The sequence below is a fragment of the Tenuifilum thalassicum genome (assembly GCF_013265555.1).
Lineage (GTDB): Bacteria > Bacteroidota > Bacteroidia > Bacteroidales > Tenuifilaceae > Tenuifilum > Tenuifilum thalassicum.
Genome location: NZ_CP041345.1, coordinates 2,000,563 through 2,022,121, shown reverse-complemented (window position 1 = coordinate 2,022,121; position 21,559 = coordinate 2,000,563). Strand labels below are relative to the sequence as shown.

At 39.0% G+C, this 21,559-nt stretch carries 15 protein-coding genes; 10 read left to right on the top strand and 5 right to left on the bottom strand.

The features are described from left to right. The first annotated feature begins 148 nt into the window (after nt 1-148). The 5 genes from ispG to fdhF all read left to right on the top strand — a co-directional run bounded on the left by ispG (nt 149) and on the right by fdhF (nt 8,793). Nucleotides 149-2,032: a (E)-4-hydroxy-3-methylbut-2-enyl-diphosphate synthase gene (gene ispG, locus FHG85_RS08515; RefSeq protein WP_173074899.1), complete on the top strand. Its 1,884-nt coding sequence runs from the start codon at nt 149-151 to the stop codon at nt 2,030-2,032. A 509-nt stretch (nt 2,033-2,541) separates the two neighbouring features. After that, entirely contained in the window at nt 2,542-4,050 is a 1,509-nt protein-coding gene (locus FHG85_RS08510; RefSeq protein WP_173074898.1) for an AbgT family transporter, read from the top strand. Nucleotides 4,051-4,318: 268 nt separating this feature from the next. Next, nucleotides 4,319-4,795, top strand: a complete 477-nt coding sequence (nuoE, locus tag FHG85_RS08505) for an NADH-quinone oxidoreductase subunit NuoE (RefSeq protein ID WP_220429190.1) — start codon at nt 4,319-4,321, stop codon at nt 4,793-4,795. A 10-nt stretch (nt 4,796-4,805) separates the two neighbouring features. Further along, on the top strand, nt 4,806-6,059 hold the full coding sequence (locus FHG85_RS08500; protein WP_173074896.1) for a complex I 51 kDa subunit family protein: 1,254 nt from the start codon (nt 4,806-4,808) through the stop codon (nt 6,057-6,059). Between the two features lie 4 nt (nt 6,060-6,063). After that, a complete protein-coding gene (fdhF, locus tag FHG85_RS08495; protein ID WP_173074895.1) occupies nt 6,064-8,793 on the top strand; it encodes a formate dehydrogenase subunit alpha in 2,730 nt (909 codons plus the stop codon). 1,131 nt (nt 8,794-9,924) lie between these two features. Here the strand turns inward: fdhF and FHG85_RS08490 are convergent. From FHG85_RS08490 to FHG85_RS08475, 4 genes are read right to left on the bottom strand one after another with little or no spacing between them, the layout of a single operon-like run. Further along, nucleotides 9,925-10,794 carry a DUF4249 domain-containing protein gene (locus FHG85_RS08490; RefSeq protein ID WP_173074894.1) on the bottom strand — a complete coding sequence of 290 codons (870 nt, stop codon included), beginning with the start codon at nt 10,792-10,794 and terminating at the stop codon, nt 9,925-9,927. A 3-nt stretch (nt 10,795-10,797) separates the two neighbouring features. Then, the gene (locus tag FHG85_RS08485) at nt 10,798-13,125 is read right to left on the bottom strand and encodes a TonB-dependent receptor (RefSeq protein WP_173074893.1); all 2,328 of its coding nucleotides are present in this window, start codon (nt 13,123-13,125) and stop codon (nt 10,798-10,800) included. A gap of 51 nt (nt 13,126-13,176) precedes the next feature. Continuing rightward, nucleotides 13,177-14,478, bottom strand: a complete 1,302-nt coding sequence (locus tag FHG85_RS08480; protein WP_173074892.1) for a caspase family protein — start codon at nt 14,476-14,478, stop codon at nt 13,177-13,179. 31 nt (nt 14,479-14,509) lie between these two features. After that, nucleotides 14,510-14,974, bottom strand: coding sequence for a YhcH/YjgK/YiaL family protein (locus tag FHG85_RS08475; protein ID WP_173074891.1), 465 nt, complete (start codon nt 14,972-14,974; stop codon nt 14,510-14,512). Nucleotides 14,975-15,341: 367 nt separating this feature from the next. On the opposite strand from FHG85_RS08475, the gene FHG85_RS08470 reads away from it, so the two are divergent. From FHG85_RS08470 to FHG85_RS08455, 4 genes are all read left to right on the top strand, one after another. Beyond that, nucleotides 15,342-15,557: a hypothetical protein gene (locus FHG85_RS08470; protein WP_173074890.1), complete on the top strand. Its 216-nt coding sequence runs from the start codon at nt 15,342-15,344 to the stop codon at nt 15,555-15,557. A 76-nt stretch (nt 15,558-15,633) separates the two neighbouring features. Beyond that, the gene (locus FHG85_RS08465) at nt 15,634-16,455 is read left to right on the top strand and encodes a GLPGLI family protein (protein WP_173074889.1); all 822 of its coding nucleotides are present in this window, start codon (nt 15,634-15,636) and stop codon (nt 16,453-16,455) included. A 4-nt stretch (nt 16,456-16,459) separates the two neighbouring features. Further along, nucleotides 16,460-19,099, top strand: coding sequence for a carboxypeptidase-like regulatory domain-containing protein (locus FHG85_RS08460; RefSeq protein ID WP_220429189.1), 2,640 nt, complete (start codon nt 16,460-16,462; stop codon nt 19,097-19,099). 89 nt (nt 19,100-19,188) lie between these two features. Then, nucleotides 19,189-20,277 (top strand): 4-phosphoerythronate dehydrogenase, encoded by a 1,089-nt coding sequence (locus FHG85_RS08455; protein ID WP_173074887.1) that lies wholly within the window; start codon nt 19,189-19,191, stop codon nt 20,275-20,277. Here FHG85_RS08455 and FHG85_RS08450 read toward each other — a convergent pair. Then, on the bottom strand, nt 20,274-20,756 hold the full coding sequence (locus FHG85_RS08450) for a hypothetical protein (RefSeq protein ID WP_173074886.1): 483 nt from the start codon (nt 20,754-20,756) through the stop codon (nt 20,274-20,276). The genes FHG85_RS08455 and FHG85_RS08450 overlap by 4 nt on opposite strands. 115 nt (nt 20,757-20,871) lie before the next feature. Between FHG85_RS08450 and FHG85_RS08445 the strand changes: the two genes are divergently transcribed. Next, nucleotides 20,872-21,552 (top strand): DUF554 domain-containing protein, encoded by a 681-nt coding sequence (locus FHG85_RS08445; RefSeq protein ID WP_173074885.1) that lies wholly within the window; start codon nt 20,872-20,874, stop codon nt 21,550-21,552. Nucleotides 21,553-21,559 lie beyond the last annotated feature (7 nt).

The following is a 21,559-nucleotide window of genomic DNA, read 5'->3' as shown; positions in this document are numbered from 1 at the left end:
CTAAGTTTTGGAGCTTTTAAGTTCAATAGAAAAGCAATACTAACAGCTTAGTGTAATTCAATTTGCAAATTTGAAACCATAATGAGTATTAAAACAATTATAAATGCCCTGAAAAAATACTTATTTTGCAGAATAATAACTTACATCGATGAATTATATTAAAAATATTGCTGAGTTTACTCGAAGGAAAACAATTGAGGTAAGAGTTGGTGAAACCGCTATTGGAGGTGATAATCCAATTCGGATTCAAACCATGACTACAACCAACACCAATGATACTGAGGCCACAGTTGAGCAATGTATAAGAGCCATTGATGCTGGTGCCGAAATTGTTAGGATAACAACTCAGGGGATTCGTGAAGCTGCTAATCTGCAAAATATTAAAAGAGAGCTACATGCTCGTGGTTACAACACACCAATTGTAGCCGATGTGCATTTCAACCCTGCTGCAGCTCTTGAAGCTGCAAAGCATGTCGAGAAGGTGCGAATTAACCCGGGAAACTTTGTTGACCCTCGTGCTAAATTTCAGGATGTAGAATATACCGACGATGAGTACCAAGAGGAGTTGAAAAAAATTGAGGAGAAGTTAATCCCACTTATCGAGATTTGTAAGAGTAGAAAAGTTGCTATACGCATTGGTGTGAATCATGGTTCATTATCGGACAGAATAATGAGTCGCTATGGCGACACACCTCAAGGGATGGTGGAATCGGCCATGGAATTCCTGAGAATATTCCGAAGTCATGGCTTTAACAATATTGTCATTTCCATGAAGTCGAGTAACACCCGAGTTATGGTTCAGGCCGTTCGGTTACTAGTTGCCACCATGCAAGCCGAAGGCATGAACTACCCGCTTCATCTTGGTGTTACAGAGGCTGGCGATGGTGAGGACGGACGCATAAAATCGGCTGTAGGTATTGGTGCGCTACTTGCCGACGGAATTGGCGATACTATTAGAGTATCATTGACCGAAGAACCAGAGAACGAAATTCCTGTTGCAAAAAAACTGGTAAGCTATTTTAGTAAAAGGGTAACATCACCCAAACTTAACGCAACCGATAACTTCCCTTATAACCCATTTGAGTTTAGTAGAAGAGTTACACGCGAGGTAAATGGTATTGGCGGTAATAATCCACCTAAAGTTTTTGCATTTACACAAGATTCTTTCAATTCTGATATCGCTACTTTATGGGGATGGCGATTTAACACAGAGAATAGGTCGTGGTCCAGAGGCGATATCGCTCCCGATTTCTTTGTGAATCTGGATTATAAAGTAAATGATGATACCGAGGGCCTCCCTGTTATTTCGAAACACACAGCTGATTTTTGTACAATTAGTATCGACGAGTTCCTTACTCAACGGCCTAACAAGCAAATATTACTAGAGGTTTCTTATAACGATTTGCTAAATAATGAGCTTTTAGTAGCTGTTAGGGGGAGTTCAAATGTGGTTCTTCTGCTTAAATCAACTAACGCTGATGGCTATACAGAGCAGCGTGCTGCAATAATAGAGCTGATGAACCAAGGATTGCAAAATCCTGTTGTGGTTTCGCGCAGCTACAACGATACCGATAAGGAAGCATTTCAGCTTAAAGCAGCAGCCGATTTAGGAGGGCTTCTAATCGATGGCTTGGCTGATGGGATAATGATTACATCCCCAGTTCAGGCTCCTGATACAATAGTTAGCACCGCTTTTGCCATTTTACAGGCTGCAAGAATGCGAATTACAAAAACAGAATATATTGCTTGCCCTGGCTGTGGCCGAACGCTTTTTAGCTTGCAGCAAACGCTGCAAAAGGTTCGTAGCGCTACATCGCATTTAAAGGGGTTGAAGATTGGTGTAATGGGATGTATTGTGAACGGCCCTGGTGAGATGGCCGATGCCGATTATGGCTATGTAGGTGCTGGTCCAGGCAGGGTAACCCTTTACAAGGGAAAAACAGTGGTTAAAAAGAACATCCCCGAAGAACATGCCATTGAGGAACTGATTAGCATCATCAAGGAAAATGGCGACTGGGTGGAAAGTGTGTAGCGGGGTTGCCCAATTTTATGCCAAACTTGCCTAAGTAGCTCTGGTGGAGGAATATTAGGAAGTTAAATGAAGTTAGAGGAATGATTCGGAATAAATCGGAAATATTCGGAAGGAATCGGAATTTCATGTGACAATTCTTGAATCTTGAATCCGTCTTAGCCGGAAAATTCTGAAATCTTGAATTAATGTCATGCTGAACTTGCCGAGGCATCTCTGGTGGAAGAATATGAGGAAGTTAAAAGAAGTTAGAAGAATTTAAAAGAATGACACGGAATGATTCGGAAATATTCTGAAGGAGTCGGAAGACTTTATCGTTTAACTTTTAACTTTTAACTATTAACTTTTAACGCTTAACATTTAACGCATAACGTTTAATGCCTTTTATCCGTCTGTGCAGGACAAGCTTCGAAACTTAAATTTTAAACGCTAATAGATGTCCTTGATGCAGGGTAAACTCGAAGTTTCTATTATCTTTGGGCACTGATGTATTAACACATTATCTTTTTATAATGAAGATTAAAAAATTAAACATACTCAGTACAGTTGAGAGAGTAGGGAATTCGTTACCACATCCAGCTGCATTATTTGGAATTTTTGGACTAATAACTTTGTTGTTTTCGCTAATTGGAGCCTATTTCCAATGGGAGGGCGTAAATCCTGGAAATGGTGAAGCTATTAAAATTGTAAACCTGGTTTCTAAAGAAGGGCTTCATAGGATACTTCTTGAAATGGTTGACAATTATACTGGATTTGCCCCTTTAGGGATTGTTATGGTTGCTATGCTTGGAATAGGAATTGCCGAGAGCAGCGGGCTAATAAGATCATCAATAAACCTATTGCTAGTAAAAGCACCAAAAAATTCAATCACTTTTTTGATTGTACTTACTGGAATACTTTCAAATGTTGCTTCCGATCTAGGGTATATTCTTATTATTCCAATAGCAGGTATAATATTTCATTCTTTAGGGAGACATCCCATCGCAGGTATGGCTGCTGCTTTTGCTGGTGTTAGTGGTGGATTTAGTGCAAATCTATTAATTGGTACAATCGATCCTTTACTTGCAGGTTTGTCAACTGAGGCTGCACGTATTGTTGATCCTTACTATTATGTAATGCCAACGGCAAACTATTACTTTATGTTCGTATCAACTTTTGTGATTGCAATTACTGGTACTTGGGTAACTAAGGCTATTGTTGAGCCACGACTTGGCAAATACAAGGGGAATGCAGAAAAGGAAGAGATCTCAAACCTAAGTAAAGATGAAATAAAAGGTCTTAAATGGGCTGGTGTGACTCTCCTTTTATTTTTGGTTGTTATTGCCTTGGGGTTAATTCCTGATCATGGGTTTTTAAGAGGTGCGGATAATAGCATTCTTCATTCCCCTGTATTGAAGGGATTTATTGCGGTTCTTTTTATTATCTCTGGAACTTGTGGGGTTGTTTATGGCTATAAAAGCGGAACATTTAAAAAGCATCAAGATGTTATTGCTGGCATGAACTCAAGCTTTAAAGGTTTGATATCATTCCTGGTTTTAGTCTTTTTTGCTGCTCAGTTTGTTGCGTGGTTTAAATGGAGTAACCTGGGATTACTAGTTGCTGTTAAAGGAGCTTCTTTCCTTCATAGTGCCGATATTGGACTAATTCCTTTGGCTATTCTTTTTATCATTATTTCTGGCTTCATTAATATGTTTATGGGGAGCGCTTCAGCTAAATGGGCTATTATGGGACCAGTATTTATTCCAATGTTTATGTTACTGGGATACTCGCCAGAATTATCACAGGCTGTTTTTCGCATAGGCGATAGCGTAACGAATGTCATCTCTCCAATGATGAGCTTTTTTGCTCTTATAATTGTTTATTTTGAAAAGTATGACTCAAAATCGGGTATAGGTACATTAATATCCACCATGTTACCTTATTCCGTTGCTTTTTTTATTGCTTGGGCTTTACTGCTTATAGTTTGGATTATTTTAGGATTGCCGCTTGGACCTGAGGCAGGTTTATACTTTGCTAAGTAACTTGTGCTAAAAATCACTCTTAGCAAGTGCTAGCATAATTGCTTTTATAGAATTGGATTTAAATTCTGTGTTGATACTGTGTCTTTCAATGGCAGGTATCCACTTTTGCTTTGTGTTCTTATCAATTTAAGGTTTAATCGATTTTTTGTAGAATTTTTTGCATAAAATATTTGTAAAATCACTTCTAATTCAGATTTTAGAGAGGTTTGATAGTCTAATTCTAAATTAGCGATATCTATTGCGCAGGTTTCCTTTTTGGATTAACTTAATGCGAAATTATTTAGCCATGGAAGTGGAAAAAATACTTAGTGAGTTTCCAAAGAGTAAAGATTACCTACTGGAAATACTTCACGAAATACAAAACAAAAATCCGAATAGCTATATACCACCAGAGGTAGTACAGAAGGTGGCAAAGCACTTGAACATTAAAAAGGCTCAAGTTTATGGCGTTATTGGATACTATTCAATGTTTAGCGATAAGCCCAGAGGTAAGTATGTTATTCGTATATGTGCTTCGCCCGTTTGTAGCATGATGGGGGCTGAAAACTTAATTGAATACTTAGAGAAGAAACTTAATGTTAAGGTAGGAGAAACAACCCCCGATGAGCTTTTTACGCTGGAAACTTCTGAATGTCTTGGCAACTGTGCAGCGGCTCCAGCCATGATGGTTAATCTTGATATGTATGGTAATTTAACACCAGGTATGGTCGATAATATTCTGAAACAGTATTCCCAGAACAAATAACCCTTTTGATATGCTAAAAGAATACCGAATAGCATTGCGTAATTCGGGATTAATAAACCCCGAAAGCATCGAAGAATTTATTTCAGCCGATGGCTATCAGGCTCTGCGAAAAGCCCTTAAAAGTGAACCTCTTGGTATCTACGAGGAGATTTACGACTCTGGTTTAAGAGGACGAGGAGGGGCTGGCTTTCCTACTGGTGCAAAGGAAAAAGCAGCTGCTGTTATTTGTTCCGATTGTGAGAAGTATGTGATTTGCAATGCCGACGAGGGGGAGCCTGGAACCTTTAAGGATAGGATTATTATGGAAACCGACCCTCATACCCTAATTGAGGGGATGGTAATAGCAGCATATAGCGTAAATGCTCATAGGGGGTTTGTTTATATTCGCGGCGAGTATAAACTTAGCATTCAAAGGGTTCAACTAGCAATTGAGCAGGCCTACAAGCATGGGTTCCTTGGCAAGAACATTCTAGGCAGTGGGTTCGATTTTGACCTTGAAATAAGACGAGGCGCTGGGTCGTATCTTTGTGGCGAGGAGCTTACCCTTATTGAGTCCGTTGAAGGCAAACGAGGGTATCCGCGAATTAAACCACCTTATCCAGCTGAACATGGGCTTTGGGGGGCGCCAACTCTAATTAATAATGTTGAAACCCTTGCAAACTTCCCCTCTATTATTCTTAATGGGGCCAAATGGTATAGGTCAATTGGAACCGAAAATTCCCCTGGAACTAAAATATTTACAATTAGTGGTGATGTTAATAAACCTGGATACTATGAGTTTCCGTTTGGCATGACTCTTAAAGAGTTGGTATTTGATGTTGCAGGCGGAATAAAAGATGGAAAAGGATTTGGTGCAGCTCTACTCGGAGGTGCTGCAGGAACTTTCGCATCAAAGAAACACCTCGATGTGCAGATGGGCTATGATAAATTGAAAGAGGTAGGGCTTACACTGGGCTCAGGTGCAATTATCGTTTTCGATGATACTCGTAATTTAAACGATACCATGCTGAATATCCTAAAGTTTTTTAAGCATGAAAGTTGTGGTAAGTGCATACCTTGTAGAGTAGGAACATCCCAACTTTATAACCATCTAGTTAATGAAATTAATAAAAATCACTTTAACCCATCAAATATTTATCCTGAATTAATTCGTCAGGCTGATATAATTGCCAAAACTTCGCTTTGTCCGCTCGGACAATCGCCTATTTTACCTCTACGAAGCCTTTGGCAAAATATTTTAGAGTCTAACTCTGCAAAACATTAAGAACATGGCAAATAAGGTTAAAATATATATTGATGGAAAGGAGATTCTTGCAACTGAGGGCGCAAATCTTCTCCACGAAGCAAGGCTTAATGGATTTAACATACCAGGACTTTGCTATCACCATAAAATTTCACCAACTGGAGCGTGTAGGTTATGCCTTGTGAAAATTGAAGGGCAGCGAGGAATGGTTGCTTCTTGTTCTGTAAAAGTGGCTGAGGGAATGCAGATTACAGCCTTTGACCAAGAACTTGAAGATACTCGTCGATTTCTCCTAGATTACCTGCTTAGCGAACAAGACATCGATTATGATTACACCTATCATGATGAGCTACGCGATTTGATGTTACAGTATAACCTCGAAAAGCCAGAGAGTAGGCTTTTTAAACCTGTTCAACCCAATGTCGAATTTAAGGTTGATGATAGCTCTCCCGTATTAACCTACGACCCATCAAAGTGTATTAAGTGCTTCCGTTGTATTAAAGCATGCGATGAGGTGCAGGGGAAGAATGTTTTATCGTTTTATGAACGCGGGTTAAACTCATATATCGTTGCAGGTACAGGGGTTTGGGCTGAAAGCGAGTGCGATGGTTGTGGCGAGTGCGTTCAGCTTTGCCCAACTGGTGCTATTGTTGAAAAGCCAAATCGAAACGAAATCAATCTTGAAAGAATAGAAAAGAAGGTTCGTACAACATGCCCATATTGTGGCGTTGGATGCCAAATTGAGCTGCTTGTTCAGAACGGAAAGATTGTTCGGAGCAATGGTGTTGAGGGTGTATTGCCCAACGATGGTCGACTTTGCGTTAAGGGACGCTTCGGGTATGAGTTCGTCCATAGTCCTGAAAGATTAACTACACCACTTATTCGTAAAAATGGAAAATTCGTAGAGGCATCGTGGGATGAGGCGCTTGATCTGATTGCTCATAAGTTTAATTCGATTAAGGCACAATACGGCCCCAATTCCCTAGCAGGCTATGCTTCGGCAAAGTGTACTAATGAGGACAACTACATTTTTCAAAAGTTCATTAGAACCGTTTTTGGAACTAACAATATCGACTATTGTACACGACTTTGCCATGCATCAACTGTTACTGCCATGTTAAAATCCATTGGCGATGGTGCTGCAAGCAACTCAATTGAGGATTTTGAAACAACAGAGTGTCTTATTGTTACAGGGAATAACATGATTGAAACTCATCCCATAACAGCAACCTATGTAAAACGAGGTGCAGCTAAAGGGATGAAAATCATTGTTATTGACCCAAAATGGACTCCGCTAGTTAACTATTCAACGCTTTGGCTACAACCTCGTTTAGGAACCGATGTAGCCCTTTTAAATGGTATGGTTAGGGAAGTTATTGTCAATAACTGGATTGACCACGATTTTATAGAGAACCGAGTTGAAGGCGGAATGCAAACCTTTTTGGAATTAAAATCTTTGGTTGATAAATATACACCTGAATATACCGAAAAGATAACAGGAGTTCCTGCTGAAAAGATAAAGGAGGCTGCTCGCATTTATGGAACAGCAAAAACGGCTATGGTGGCAACTGGAATGGGAATGAGCCAGCAGGTAACTGGAACGCATAATGTTTTTAGTCTTCTGAACTTGATATTGGTAACAGGCAAAATTGGGAAAGAGCGTTGTGGTATAGACCCACCACGCGGACAAAATAACGTTCAAGGCGCAACTGATGTTGGTTGCCATCCTGCCATGTATCCCGGATATATCCCGGTAGCCAACGAGGAGAACCGTCGTTATGTTGCACAAGTTTGGGGTGTGCCATTTGAGAACCTTTCTGAAAAACCAGGCCTCACTACAGTAGAGATTGTTCAAGCAGCAAACCAAGGCAAAATAAAAGGGCTTTACATTATGGGAGAGAATCCCATGATTAGCGACCCTAATCTTAACCATACCGAACAGGCGCTTAAAAGCTTAGAGTTCTTAGTTGTCCAAGATATTTTCTTAACAGAAACAGCTCAACTTGCACATGTTGTATTGCCTGCAGCATCGTGGGCTGAGAAAAATGGCACTTTTGTTAATAGCGATAGACGCGTGCTTCGCGTTCGTAAAGCAATTGATAGCCCAGGTGAGGCCAGAGACGACTGGCGTATTATTCATGAACTTGCAGCCAGAATGGGCAAGCCAATGCCCAACTATTCCGATGAGGCCGAGATTTTTGAAGAGCTAGCAAAGGTTACTCCAATTATGGCAGGTATATCTCATAGCCGCTTGGAAAATCATGGGATACAATGGCCATGCCCGTCGCCTGACCATCCTGGAACTTCTACTCTTTACCTCGATAAGTTTAACACCCCTAGCGGAAAGGCCAAGCTGTTCCCAGTTGAGCACGTTGATCAATCCGAACGGGCTACACCAGAATTCCCATATATTCTTAACTCTGGTAGAATCCTTTACCACTACCACACAGGTACCATGAGTAGGAAAAATAAAGCCCTAACTGAATTTATTAACCATCCTTACGTTATCATACATCCAAATGATGCACAGAAGTTAGGGATTAAACATGGGGGAATAGTTAAGTTAACCTCTAAACGTGGCTCTTTGCAAACCCAAGTTCGAATAGCCGATGAGGTGTTGGAGGGTGAGCTGTTTATGCCCTGGCATTTTTCTGAGGCTCAGGTTAACAGGTTAACCCGCGACGAGCTCGACCCCTATAGCCGTATTGCGCCATTCAAGTTATCGGCTGTAAGAGTTGAGGTTGTAAGTGACTAGAGCAATCTGACTAGTTTCGGTGTTGAATGGGAAATTTTCTGAAAGTTGTGGAAGTTAATGGGAGTTACAGGAAGTTAAAAGAATGATACGGAAGGAGACAGAAGCCCCTTGTCATGCCAAGCGTAGTCGAGGCATCTCTTCTTGAAGAATGTATCGGAATGATTTGGAAATATTCAGGAGTCGGAAACCTTTATCATGCTGAGCTTGTCGAAGCATTTCGTGTTGAAGAATATGAGGAAGTTAGAAGAATGATTCGGAAATAATCGGAAGGAATCGGCAACGCCTTGTCACGCCGCACCCGCCTAGTAAGCGCTTGGTGTTGGCTGAGCTTGCCGAAGCCACGTTTGTTTCCCCTTCTTTTGCCTTGATGCAAAAGAAGCAAAAGATCAAGGCTGAAAAACCTGTTCTAATTGGTACCCTGTGGTCGTGTCTGCCGCGCGGCGCAACTCGCCATGTCTTTTCATGGCTTTAACAGCAACGCTTGCTTTACCCCACACAACGACCCGCCCACGACCCATTGGCGGGACAGCCTTTCATGCCATTATCTTGCAAACAGTGGATCAAATTGTTGGTCAAATCTTGAACCTTGAACTTTGAACCATGTATTGCACCGCCGTTAGCGCTCGTCTTATGACGAGTGCTGTATTTTAATACTGTTGCTAGTGCAAACCAAGAATCATCTGGTAAGGAAGAGCACACGCTTCAATAGAAGATGCGCCCGAACAAGGAACAAGGGGGAACATGGGCGCAGAAGACGCGCGCGAACAAGTGAAAACTCTGGCGCAGCCTGTAACAAATAGTCCGACGGCGGTGCAACCGCCGCCGAACACGGCTCGTTTATTGCTTCTTACAGCCTTGGCTCAACTGGGAAGTTGGAGGGGGTCTCAGGAGGAAGGATACGGAGCGAATCCGAAATATCTCTAGGAGTCGGAAGAGCTGAAGTACCGTGTTTAGCTTTTAGTTTTTAGAAAATTGATAGCCCCAAGTAGGTGCGTCATAGTTCCTTTGCTTCGCTCAGGATGAAAGGTTGGGCCGCGTAAGGTTCAGCTTGAAACGAAATTGATTTTTCTCATGTCTACATTTTAATGTAGCCTTTATTTAGGACGGGTCACACGGGTCAACCTTTATCCTTTATCCTTTTACCCCCTCAAAATCTTCGTCTCTCATCACATACGATGCCCTAATAATTGCGTATGCGCTAAAGTAACCTAATGCTCCCCCAGTTAGGTTTGTTCTTGGATTTGCGGGTGGGGGACTAAAAAGTGGGAATTGTGGTTGCGAGGCTGTTTGTGCTTCACTTAGGTAGTAGAAGTAATCTTCAGAAATAGCACATAACTCCAGTGTTACCTTGTCGCCTGGTTTTAAGGTATCTTTATCAGCAATAAAGTAGAAAGCAGCCCCTACCGTGTTGTTTCCATTAAAAAACTTGTCGTCAATAAGGACCAAGTTATCAAGGCTATCGCTGTAATTCGTATCGTTTATCTTAACCCGAAACATATAGTAATTTCTTAAATTTTCAGGTTCCCTGGCAAAACCATTAATCACCCATCCTTCCCAGTTAGTGTTGTAGGTTACATTAATTGAGTCGAGATAGTTTGTTTGATAGCCTTCATTAAGAACTGGCATCTGAGCTATAGCATCAAACTCTGTTAACCCACCTATGTTTACATTTTCTATTCTAAGTTTATAGGTTGCTCCCGATTTTCCATATACGTTGCTTGCGGTGTAGTAGTGTCCTGGATTGTTGGTGTCTTCGGTTAAATCATATCTGTTTTCACCCTCTTCAATGTAAACTGTAGCATTAGATACAGGTTGTGGTGCGGTAGCGCTATTGAATGGTATAGTTTGAGAAAGGTAAACTAGGTGGCTCATGGTATCGGTAGTAATGCCTCCATAAACAACAAGTTTCGTATCCGAAGCATCAAGTTCAATGTCCATCCGTTCGGTGCATGAAATTATTGCTATAAGTATAAATCCTATGTAGATATTTAACTTCTTCATGGCTTAAAACTTAAAATTATATGTTATCGATGGAATTATTGGAAATAGGTAAACCTTCTCGGCGTAAGGCTTGTTACCATTCTCTTCATCGATTTCAAAATTGATAGTCCAAGCATTGTGCCTGTTGTAAACATTATATATGGCAAAATTCCATTCGCTCTGCCAACGGCGGTTTAAACTCTTTTTTTTTTTTATGTTAACAGCCAAATCGAGCCGGTGATAATCGGGGTAGCGCTTGCTGTTTCGGTCTGAGTAGAGTGGAATCACTACATTCTCAATTTCGTATCTGCCAGTGGGCTGTGTATATGCTTGACCAGTTGAGTATATCCAGTTTGCTGAAATAGTAATTCGCTTATTTAGCTGGTAGTTAAACACAATTGTAGCGCTGTGGGGTTTGTCGAATGTGGCACTGTAGGTTCGGCCCATGTTTACACCTGGTGTTTTTCTAAAGGTTCTTCCATAGGTATAGCTAATCCAACCATCCCATTTGCCTAATCCAATTCTGGCAAAAAGTTCTAAACCGTAGGAGTAAGCTTCTCCCTGACGAATATCGGCCTCTAGCTCATCGTTTAGAAGCAAGTTGGCAAAGTCCTTAAAATCAACAAAATTTTTCACACGCTTATAGTATGCTTCTACCGAAGTTTCAATTTTATTGTTCAAAAAATTTCTAAAATACCCTAATGCCCATTGGTTGGCTTTTTGAGGCTTTATGTTTGGCGATGCAGGGAACCATACATCTAAAGGGTTGCCCCCCTGAGAGTTTGATGCAAGTTGTACGTACTGTGTTGTGTACGAGTAACTTGCTTTAATTGAACTGCTATCGGTTAGGCGGTAAACCAATCCCAATCGGGGCTCAGGGTTGATGTAGGTGTTATAAACTTCATTTTTGGGATATTGGATTCTGCCGATAACTTTATAATCCGGTGAAAGGATAAGGCCTTCACCTTTTCCCAAGTTTTGAAAGGCCGAAAGTCTAACTCCAGCCTTGAACGAAATTTTGCCAAGGTCAAACTCATTCGATAGGTAAGCACCATGTTCAAGTGCATATTGTTTTGGTATTTCCCAGCGTTGGATAAAAGAATTAGAACTAGTTCCCTTAATCAGTCCAGGCATAAAAGTGAGATGTGAGCTGGCAACCCCGAATTTGAGCTGATATTTTGGTCCTATTGCGTAGTTGAAGTCTAGCTTAGCACAGGTTTCATCCATATTCGATTCCCATCGGAGCGCATTGGCATCGTTTGTGTTTGATTCTAAAAAGTAGTTGTAGTTGCTCGATATTAAAGTGAAATTCATAAATAGGTTATGCTTGAAAATGTGGTTCCATCTAGCCGAAAAAGTTCGATTACCAAAACCAAATCCATTAATATCTTGTCCAAACATATCCCTGCCAAAGTAACCAGAAAGGAATATCCTGTTATTGGGATTAATGGTGGCATTTACCTTAGCGTTTAGGTCGTAAAAGTAAAGGCTGCTTTTATCTAAATCTTCATTCTTGAAAAGAGGGAAAAAAACATCCACATAGGTTCTCCGTCCGGAAATTATAAATGAACTTTTTTCATTAATAATTGGCCCTTCAAGCGTAAGTCTGCTAGAGATGCTTCCAATGCCTCCTGTTGCTTTAAACTCCTTGCTGTTCCCTTCCTTCATTCTGATATCTAATACCGAAGAGAGTCTACCTCCAAACGAAGCAGGAATATCACCTTTGTATAGCTTAACATCCTTTATGGCATCGTTGTTAAAAACAGAAAAGAAACCCATAAGGTGAGATGCGTTGTATACAGTTGCCTCGTCGAGTAGGATAAGGTTTTGGTCGGCAGAGCCGCCTCTGACGCTAAATCCGGAACCGCCTTCCGATGTGCTTTGAACACCCGGAAGCAGCTGAATGGCCTTAATCACATCAACCTCACCCATCAGGGCAGGCATTTGACGAATATTTTTCATCTCAAGCTTTACCAGGCTCATCTCGGCACGCCTAACATTAGTGTTGCCTTTTTCACGGGTTACAACAACCTCTTTTATCTCCTGCGATTCGGGCTTAAGTTCGATGTCGATTCTTGAGTTTTTGTTCAGCGTAACTGTTCGTTCAATGGTTTCATATCCTAAATATCCGAAAGCAATGGTGTGTTCCCCTTTGGGTAGTGAAAGGTTGTAATATCCATAGCTATTAGTCGCTGTGCCAACATTTAAATCTTTTGCTATGACGGTTGCTCCTATTAGCACTTCTCCAGTGCTAGCATCTTTTATGTAGCCAAAAATGCTATACTTTTCTTGAGCAAATAGTAAATTAGAGAAAAACAGCAGAATGAATAGAGAATAGCATCTATGTTTCATTTTTTAATAGATAAGTTTTTGAGCTCGATGTACTCAAATGTCGTACCATTTTTAGTTGGATTTAACTAAAATCCAATTTTCAATATCCTCGGTTTGGTTAACTCCCATTCTGAGTGTAGGGGTTTGCTCCTTATCGTTAAGTAGCACCGATTGAAGTGGAACAACCTCATTCAAATAGTTGGCAAGCTCTCTGAAGGTTATATTGCCTTTAGTTTCTTTTAGCTTTTTAAGTAGGTAGTAAGTGAAAAATCCATGGTATTTATCCTTGTAGGGCAGGGCAGTTTGTTCGCCGGTTGCCGCTGCAAGAGTTGCGATATTACCTTGAAGAACGGTTTCAGTAGGTCTGACTTTTACACCACGAGCAGCAACCAAGCCTTTGTTTCGTGCACCGCCCGAAAAGCAGGCATCAAGAAAAACAACAACTCTTTTTGATGGGTGTTCGGTTAGCTTAGCATATAGAGTTTCAAGTTTAATGCCCTCCTTGGCGTTTTTTCCGCTGATATCTACGGGTATTAGATAAGGCTCTCTGGTTGCTTCATCGGGTAAACCATGGCCAGCATAGTAAACAAACACTTCGGCTTTACCCTTTGCATTCTTAATTATCAGGTTGGTTTTGGCAATGGCCTGATTCATCTGTCCAACAGTCGCATCTAGCAAAAAGGTAATGTTCGTTTCAGGAATTCCTAGCACGTTAATGGCGTAATCCTTAAATGCGCTGGCATCATTTCTGGCATAATCAACATTTATCTCGCTATTTAACTCAATTTGCTTGCTGCTGTAATCCTCATTCCCAATAATTAGTGCAAATCGGTAGGGGTGTTCTATTCCGTTATCGGGTATATCAATATCTACATCCGATAATCTTTTGAACTCATACCTATTTGCATCATCGGCATTAACGTAAACCTTTTTTACAACTGTATCGCGAATCACAACATAACCGCCTGTCTCTTTTTGCAAGGGGGCAACCACTTCATTGTCGTAATAGTAGGCCCCTCCCGAAATAAAATCAATCCCAAATGCTGGAATTGCTGCAATATTAAAGAATAAATTCAGGTATATCTTACTGCTTATATCTGCCTTATCGGTATAGGTGTAGGGTACATAACCATCCTTTTTGAATTCGTAGATGTACTGATTCTTAGCATTAATGGGACCTCGCTTTACTTTTCGCTTTACCCATACGGAGCACGGAGTTGTTTTATTTGTGCTTTCTCCGTTTATGTATACCTCAGCACCTATTGGGTTGGATGTAAGTTCAACTTTTTGCTTTGTAGTATTTAGTAAAGTTGCGCAAGCACTAACTGCAAGTAGTAGTGTAAGTGGTACCAATTTTAGTACTATTCGTTTCATATAGTCGGCTGGTTTGGTTTAGTAACCGTTATCAAAAATTGTGCAGATTACTTTCTACTTTCACTTTAAAAACAACTTTTTTTATTAATCCACTACCAATAAGCGGTGCGTGACAATCGTTTGGAAAGAAGATGGCAAACTGGTTTGGTTTTAATGTGAAATAAGTTGAGGGTTCATCATTGTAAAAGGTGATATCCTTTTCTTGGTTATACGGTTTTACAATTGAGCTGCACGTTTGCCTATCGGCCCACCCAAACGTCTCCTCACCCTGTAGGCATATCTGTATATCAATATACCTGTCGTGCGATTCCAAAAGTGCCTCACCTGTATTACGCCCCTTGTTAAACGAAGGTATTGCTATTAGCTTATCATTTTCAATATAAATTTTTTCGCCCGGGTTACTAAAATCAAGGGTTATAAGTGCTTGCTCTACCCGCTCAAAAAGAGGATGGAGTTTCAAGTAGGTTCCAAAATCCGTTAAAGGTGCAACTATCATATTATTTGGCTGAAATTGTAATGATTCTTATTTATCTCCATAGCAAATTTACTACTTTTTTGATTTATAACTTGGTAAATCTAATTGAACTTTCAAAGCCGTTTGTTTTTGTTTATATTAGTTTTTGTGACTCTTTATATTAAATCATGCAAGTGCACGAGAAAGGTAAGACAAATGTATGTAAAAATAGCTTGAAACGGTTTTATGTGTAAAATATATTAATAGATTATTTGCACATTATTATTATTATTATTATTATTATTATTATTTTGCTGTAATTAAAATCATTTTTGGCGCCAAATGATTTTAATGGGCGAGTCCGAAAAGCCTGGGGTATTCCCTACGAGTAGGATAAAAATTGAAATATATGAATACTAAGAAGTTAGTAAAATCATTGATGCTGTTAAGTCTTTTGTTTTTAGGATTTGATTTTAACACTACAGCAGAAGAAAAGGAAAAGGTAGTTTGTGTTGACTACGAAGTTAAATGTGAAAAAGCAAGTGTAAAGGGCGTTGTGTGTGTTACTACCACGAGCGAAATTTTAAGTAAGGCAATAGCGATAGCCGAAGTGGCTTGCCGATAGAATTACAATGGTGTCCTTGTTCCAATCCTAGGACACCATATTTCATTCCTAACCTATAAAGATTAAATCAATGGTAATGAGAAAGATAATGTTTACGGTTGTGCTATTTGTGGTGTCAAATGCAATTGCTCAAAAGTATACCTACGTCGATCGAGCTAAATATAAGTTTACCTATCAATATAGTTTCAATGAGGAGAGGAACAATCCCAATTCTAAGGTAATTCAAGATATGGTTCTTTTTGTGGGAGATAAAAGTTCCATGTTCTGTAACGAGGATCGTATGTTTATAGATTCTCTTCTGAAATTATACGAGAATCAACCAACACAGGTGGCATTTGGTAAGATTTTTCCTCAATTGATGGGTTCCAAAAATTCAAATTCACTTACAAAATACTATGTATTTAAAAACTTACCTGAGTTTGGCTTAACAACATATTGTCAGGAAGATATGAATGCGTCGTATTATAAAATTGTTGAGGATATTAATCTTAGCTGGAATATATGCTCCGATGCCGATAGTGTGATAAACGGGTATAAATGCAAGAAAGCAACTACACATTATGCAGGGCGCGACTATATTGCATGGTTCACGCTAGATATACCTATTAGCGATGGACCCTATAAGTTTTCTGGCTTACCAGGGTTAATTGTTTCTATTCACGATACTAAAAATGAACATTCATTTTCACTGATTGCCGCCACTAATTCAAAGAAGGATATCTATTTTAAACAAGTAAACTATATTGAAACTGATTTAAAAGGGTTTATAAAATCGTTTGAGGCTAGCAAATCCTCATTTATTAACTTATTGGAATCGGCTACTTATTCCGACGAATCTGTAAAGTATAGAGCAATTATGAGAGTTCAACAATGTAATAATTTTGTGGAGCTTTTTTAGTTTTATGAAAAATATTTGGTTGTTAATTTTATTCACTTCAATCCAGGTTATAGGTCGTCCGCAAGTATCTATTTCAGGCAGGGTGCTAGATGATAATGGAAAACCTGCTGTGAATGTTTCTATAACACTACATCCTTACCATAATCCAAAGAATATTATTTCGTACACCTTCTCCCAAGATGATGGAACATTTTGTTTTACAAAATTAAATGTACAAGGAAAAGCAATTCTTTCATTTCATTCAATGGAGTTTGCCGATACCTCATTGATAGTAAGTCCTCCCTGTAAAAATGTTGAAATTACATTAAAACCAAAGTTAAATAGGATTGATGAGGTTAAGGTTACTAATAGTCCTATTCGGGTAAAAGGCGATACCATCTCATATTTGGTCTCTTCCTTTGCCAGTGCAAACGATTTTTCGGTAGGCGACGTTATTGAAAAACTTCCTGGTTTTAATGTTGATGAATCGGGTGCGGTTTACTATCAGGGGAAGAAAATTAGCACATACTACATCGAAGGTCTAGACCTTTTGGAAGATAACTACACCTTAGCCAATAAGAATTTGCCTCATAGTAGTGTAGCAGCAGTTGATGTGTTAAAAAATCATCAGTCAATTAAAGCCTTGGGTAAGATTATTCCAAGCAATGATGTTGCAATTAACATTAGGCTAAAAAATAATATAACCATTACTGGAGCCGCAAATGGGACTATTGGAGTGGAGCCTTTACTTTGGAATGGAAATATTACACCTATGATTTTTAATAAGAACCAACAGCTAATTGCTTCTTGGCAGGGAAATAACCTGGGCGAAAAGTTAAGTACTCAATTCAGCACCTTAACTTTTAAAAATGGTTCAATGAGTGGCTCTAGCAGTATTAAAAAGGTGTATGTTTCTATCCCCAATATCTTTAGTCCAAAAATCGGCAATGCTATTCTGTTCGATAATATTAGCAACCTCTATTCATTAAACTACTTGAATAAGTCAAAATCCGAACTAGAGCTAAAAGTGAATCTTTCATATTTAAACGAGGAGATAGATCAGCATAAAGTTAATTCTGTTTCCTATTTTTTAAATGACAGTATTGTTAGCATTTCTGAGGACCAGGGGAATAGTGAATTAGAATCTGTACTTAAAGGTGATGTTACTATTAGCAAGAATGTAAGTGACTTATATCTTAAGAATAAGATAAATTATACAGGATACTGGCCAAATGGATTTTCGAAATTAGCTAGTTTAAACGGACAAAATTCAGTAAAGGCACTGCCTAATCATCAAACATTTTCAAACAATCTTGATTTGCTTTTACCCATTAACGATAATTTCATAAATATCATCTCGGATGTCGATTATGATTTTTCACCCCAAAAACTCAAAATATTAGCACCAAATACTCAGCTGCAAAGTTTTGGAAGTGATATTATTCAAAATATTAATAGCCAATCGTTTCGCACTATGAATACGGTGTATTTTAATATTCCAATTGGGAAAACTAATCTTTTTCCTAGCGTGACTTTTGACTATGATTGGTTAAATCATGAAACCTATATCGATGCAGATGGTTTAAGGCTTGACAATGATTCTCTTAAAAATAGCCTCACTTGGCACAAAACAGGTGTTTCGGTTAGCAATAAAATATCAATCAATCCAATTGGAAAGGTTACTTTAAATGTTTCAACTCCTTTTTCGCTTTATTATGTTAAAGCAAGCAATGAATCTCATCATAAAGTTCTGTCTAACAAATACTTATTTTTTAACCCAACAGCAAGTTTGAAGTTTAAACCATTAAAGTTAGTGGAACTTGATATTTTCGGTGGACTAACAAACAGATTAGAAGACCCATTAGCATTGCTTTCGGGATATACAATTGCTGGGTATAGGTCGCTTTCAGCTGGTGGTAATCATCTTGATAAAACTCAATCGTTTTTTTTATCAATTGATGCAAAGTACAATTCTTCTTCATCGGGTTTCATTGGATATCTGGGTTACAATTATTCTAATCTGTGTTCTAAATATATGAAAGCTCAAACAATTAGTGGCGACGGTTTTGTTATTTCAAGTAATCTGCAAAATCTTAATACATCAATTAGTAAATCGTTGAGTGGGGGAATCAGTTTTTATGTTTTACCAATAAAAACAACCCTTAAACTTGATGGAGAAATAAGACAAAGCGAATTGCCTTCGTATTTAAATGGGCAAGAGTATACGATGATTGTTAAATCGTATGTGGTTGAACCAAAAATAAATATTGGTTACAGCAAGTATTGGAATGCTAGCATATCGTCACAGCTAAATTTATCGGAATATAGTTTTCAGTCAAGCTTTTCAACAACCATAGAATCGAATAATTCATTTAATTTTTTCATTTACATAAAGAAAAGTCACATAATTGGCGAGCAAACCAACTGGTACTACACAAAATCAGAGCTTTTGGGAACAAATTCAGCATTAATGACAAATTTGTATTATAAATACAAACCTAAAAAAAGCAGATTTGATATTGAGTTTAGAGTTAGGAATGTGTTTGATTCAAAACAATTTGTTCAGCTATACACTTCCGATAGCCAAATTTCTAGAACTATCTATTTTGTTCAACCCAGGCAATTCCTGCTTAGCATTCAATGGTCTCTTGGAAGCAACCGTTAGGGTTAACCTTATTTTTTAAATTTTCCTTTATTACTTAAGGAAAGTGAATCGACAATAAATTGATAAATTTGCCTCGAAATTGATTCCCTATGAAAATTGTTGCCGATACCCATATTCCCTTTCTAAAAGGAGTTTTTGAACCTTTTGCTGATGTTGTTTACCTTTCTGGAAATGAGATAGGTAAGCGTGATGTTAAAGATGCTGATGCGCTTATTGTACGAACCCGCACTAAGTGTAATGATGAATTACTATTTGGTACAAAGGTTAAGCTGATAGCTTCGGCCACCATTGGTTACGACCATATCGATATTGATTACTGTACAGCAAACGGAATAAGTTGGGCTACAGCGCCAGGCTGTAATGCTGCAGCAGTTCAGCAATGGGTGGGAGCTGCAATTGTTAAATGGATAAAAAGCAGAGAACGTAATCCTGAAACGCTAACTCTTGGAGTAGTAGGGGTGGGAAATGTTGGACAAAAAGTGGTAGAGCTGGGTAGGGCCTTTGGAATGAAAGTGATTTGCTGCGACCCCCCAAGAGACGAACACGAAAACCTTCCCGATTTTCTTAGCCTTGAAGAGCTACTTGGCATTGCCGATATCATTACTTTTCACGTTCCGCTGACCAAATCAGGTAAATATCCTACCTATCATATGCTAAACGAAACCAGCTTGCAGCTTTGCAAGCCTAATGCGCTGTTTGTCAATTCCTCGCGTGGAGGGGTGATTGACGAGGGGGCGTTATTAACGTTTCTGCGTGAAAACCCCAAAGCTGATGCCGCTATCGATGTATGGGAAAATGAACCCAACCTATTGGTTGAACTTGCTAAAAGGGCTATAGTTGCAACACCTCATATTGCTGGTTATTCGCTGGAAGGAAAGGTAATGGCAACCAAGATGGCTGTTGAAGCGGTTAGCCGATTCTTCAAGCTCGGATTGGTTGACTGGTGGCCTAATCCAAACCCTCTTAATGAGAAGTTTACAATAAAAGGTAATATTGGCCTATTCGACCTTATTCAAAAAACTTACAACATTGATGCTGATGATATTAGAAGCAATAGTCAATTGTTTGAGGAGTTTAGGAATACATATAAGTACCGTCGCGATTTTTCGGCCTACATTGTAAGTTCCTGTAATGTTAATAATGCGATATTAAAACGAATTGGCTTTCAGGTTCTTTAGTAAGGAATAACCCATAGTACTCGTTCCTCGTCGATGCATTGGTCAATTAAACGCATAATATGTCGGTTTACCTGAATAAGCCGACGTATGTATCCTTTCCAATGCTTTTCATAATCAGGGTCAATTGATGCTAGAACCTCTAATAAATCGTTACCCAAAAAGATTTGGCTCAGGTAATTTTGAAACTGGGCAACATTCTTTATAACAAGGAGTTGCTCAAGGTTGGCAAGAAGCTCATTCCTTAATGGAATAAACCGCCTGGCATTATACATGACGGGTGAAATGTAGTCAAATAGATGATGACTACGCTCAAAGCAACCTGCAAAGATGTTAAAAACATTGGTCTGGATAAAATACGATTCCTCATCGCACCGTATATAGTTTTCAGCATCCCCGGTAATGTTTAGCTCAACGAAATCAATTATTTCGCTTTTCTTTAAAAGGCTAAATTGCATTCGGTTGCTCTTGGGTAGGGGCATGTTCGTCTTAGTTTAGTATTTCAAATATACAAACTTTCTTAAATTCGGTTTAATTTTTTTGTTAACATTTGTTCATAATATAATAATCATCATATTTTAGCAAAGAAAAAAATATATGCTACTTGGTACTCTTATAAATGTTGGCGCAATTCTAGTAGGAGGGACTTTAGGCCTTATAATTGGGTCAAAGTTACCAGAGCGGTATTCTAAAGTTTTCTTTCAAGTTGTTGGGCTCTTCACCTTGGTGCTTGGTTTTTCAATGGCTCTAAAAACCGAGAAACCTTTGCTAGTAATTTTTAGCCTCATTCTTGGTGCTGTATCTGGCACTATTTTCGACCTGGAGAAAAGGCTCAGTGGCTTTTCTGATTCTATTAAAAATCGGTTTAATGTTAAGGGTAATACTTTTTCTGAGGGGCTTATTGTTGCATTCCTGCTTTATTGCATGGGCTCATTAACAGTGCTAGGAGCAATAGAGGAGGGAACTGGTGGTTATCCTAACCTGTTCTTCGTTAAAAGTTTAATGGATGGTTTTTCTTCAATTGTACTTGCTTCTACTCTTGGTGTTGGGGTGCTTTTTTCTGTTATACCCCTTTTGCTATACCAAGGTGGGTTAACAGTTTTGGCCTCTTATGCATCGCACTATTTATCCGACATGATGGTTAACGAGCTCTCGGCTGTTGGTGGTATCCTGCTTATTGCGCTTGGACTGAATATTTTAGAGGTTAAGCGTTTTGATGTTCTTAATTTCATACCATCGCTCATCTTTATTGTCATTTTCGTTTCATTTTTTGGCTAAATAAAAT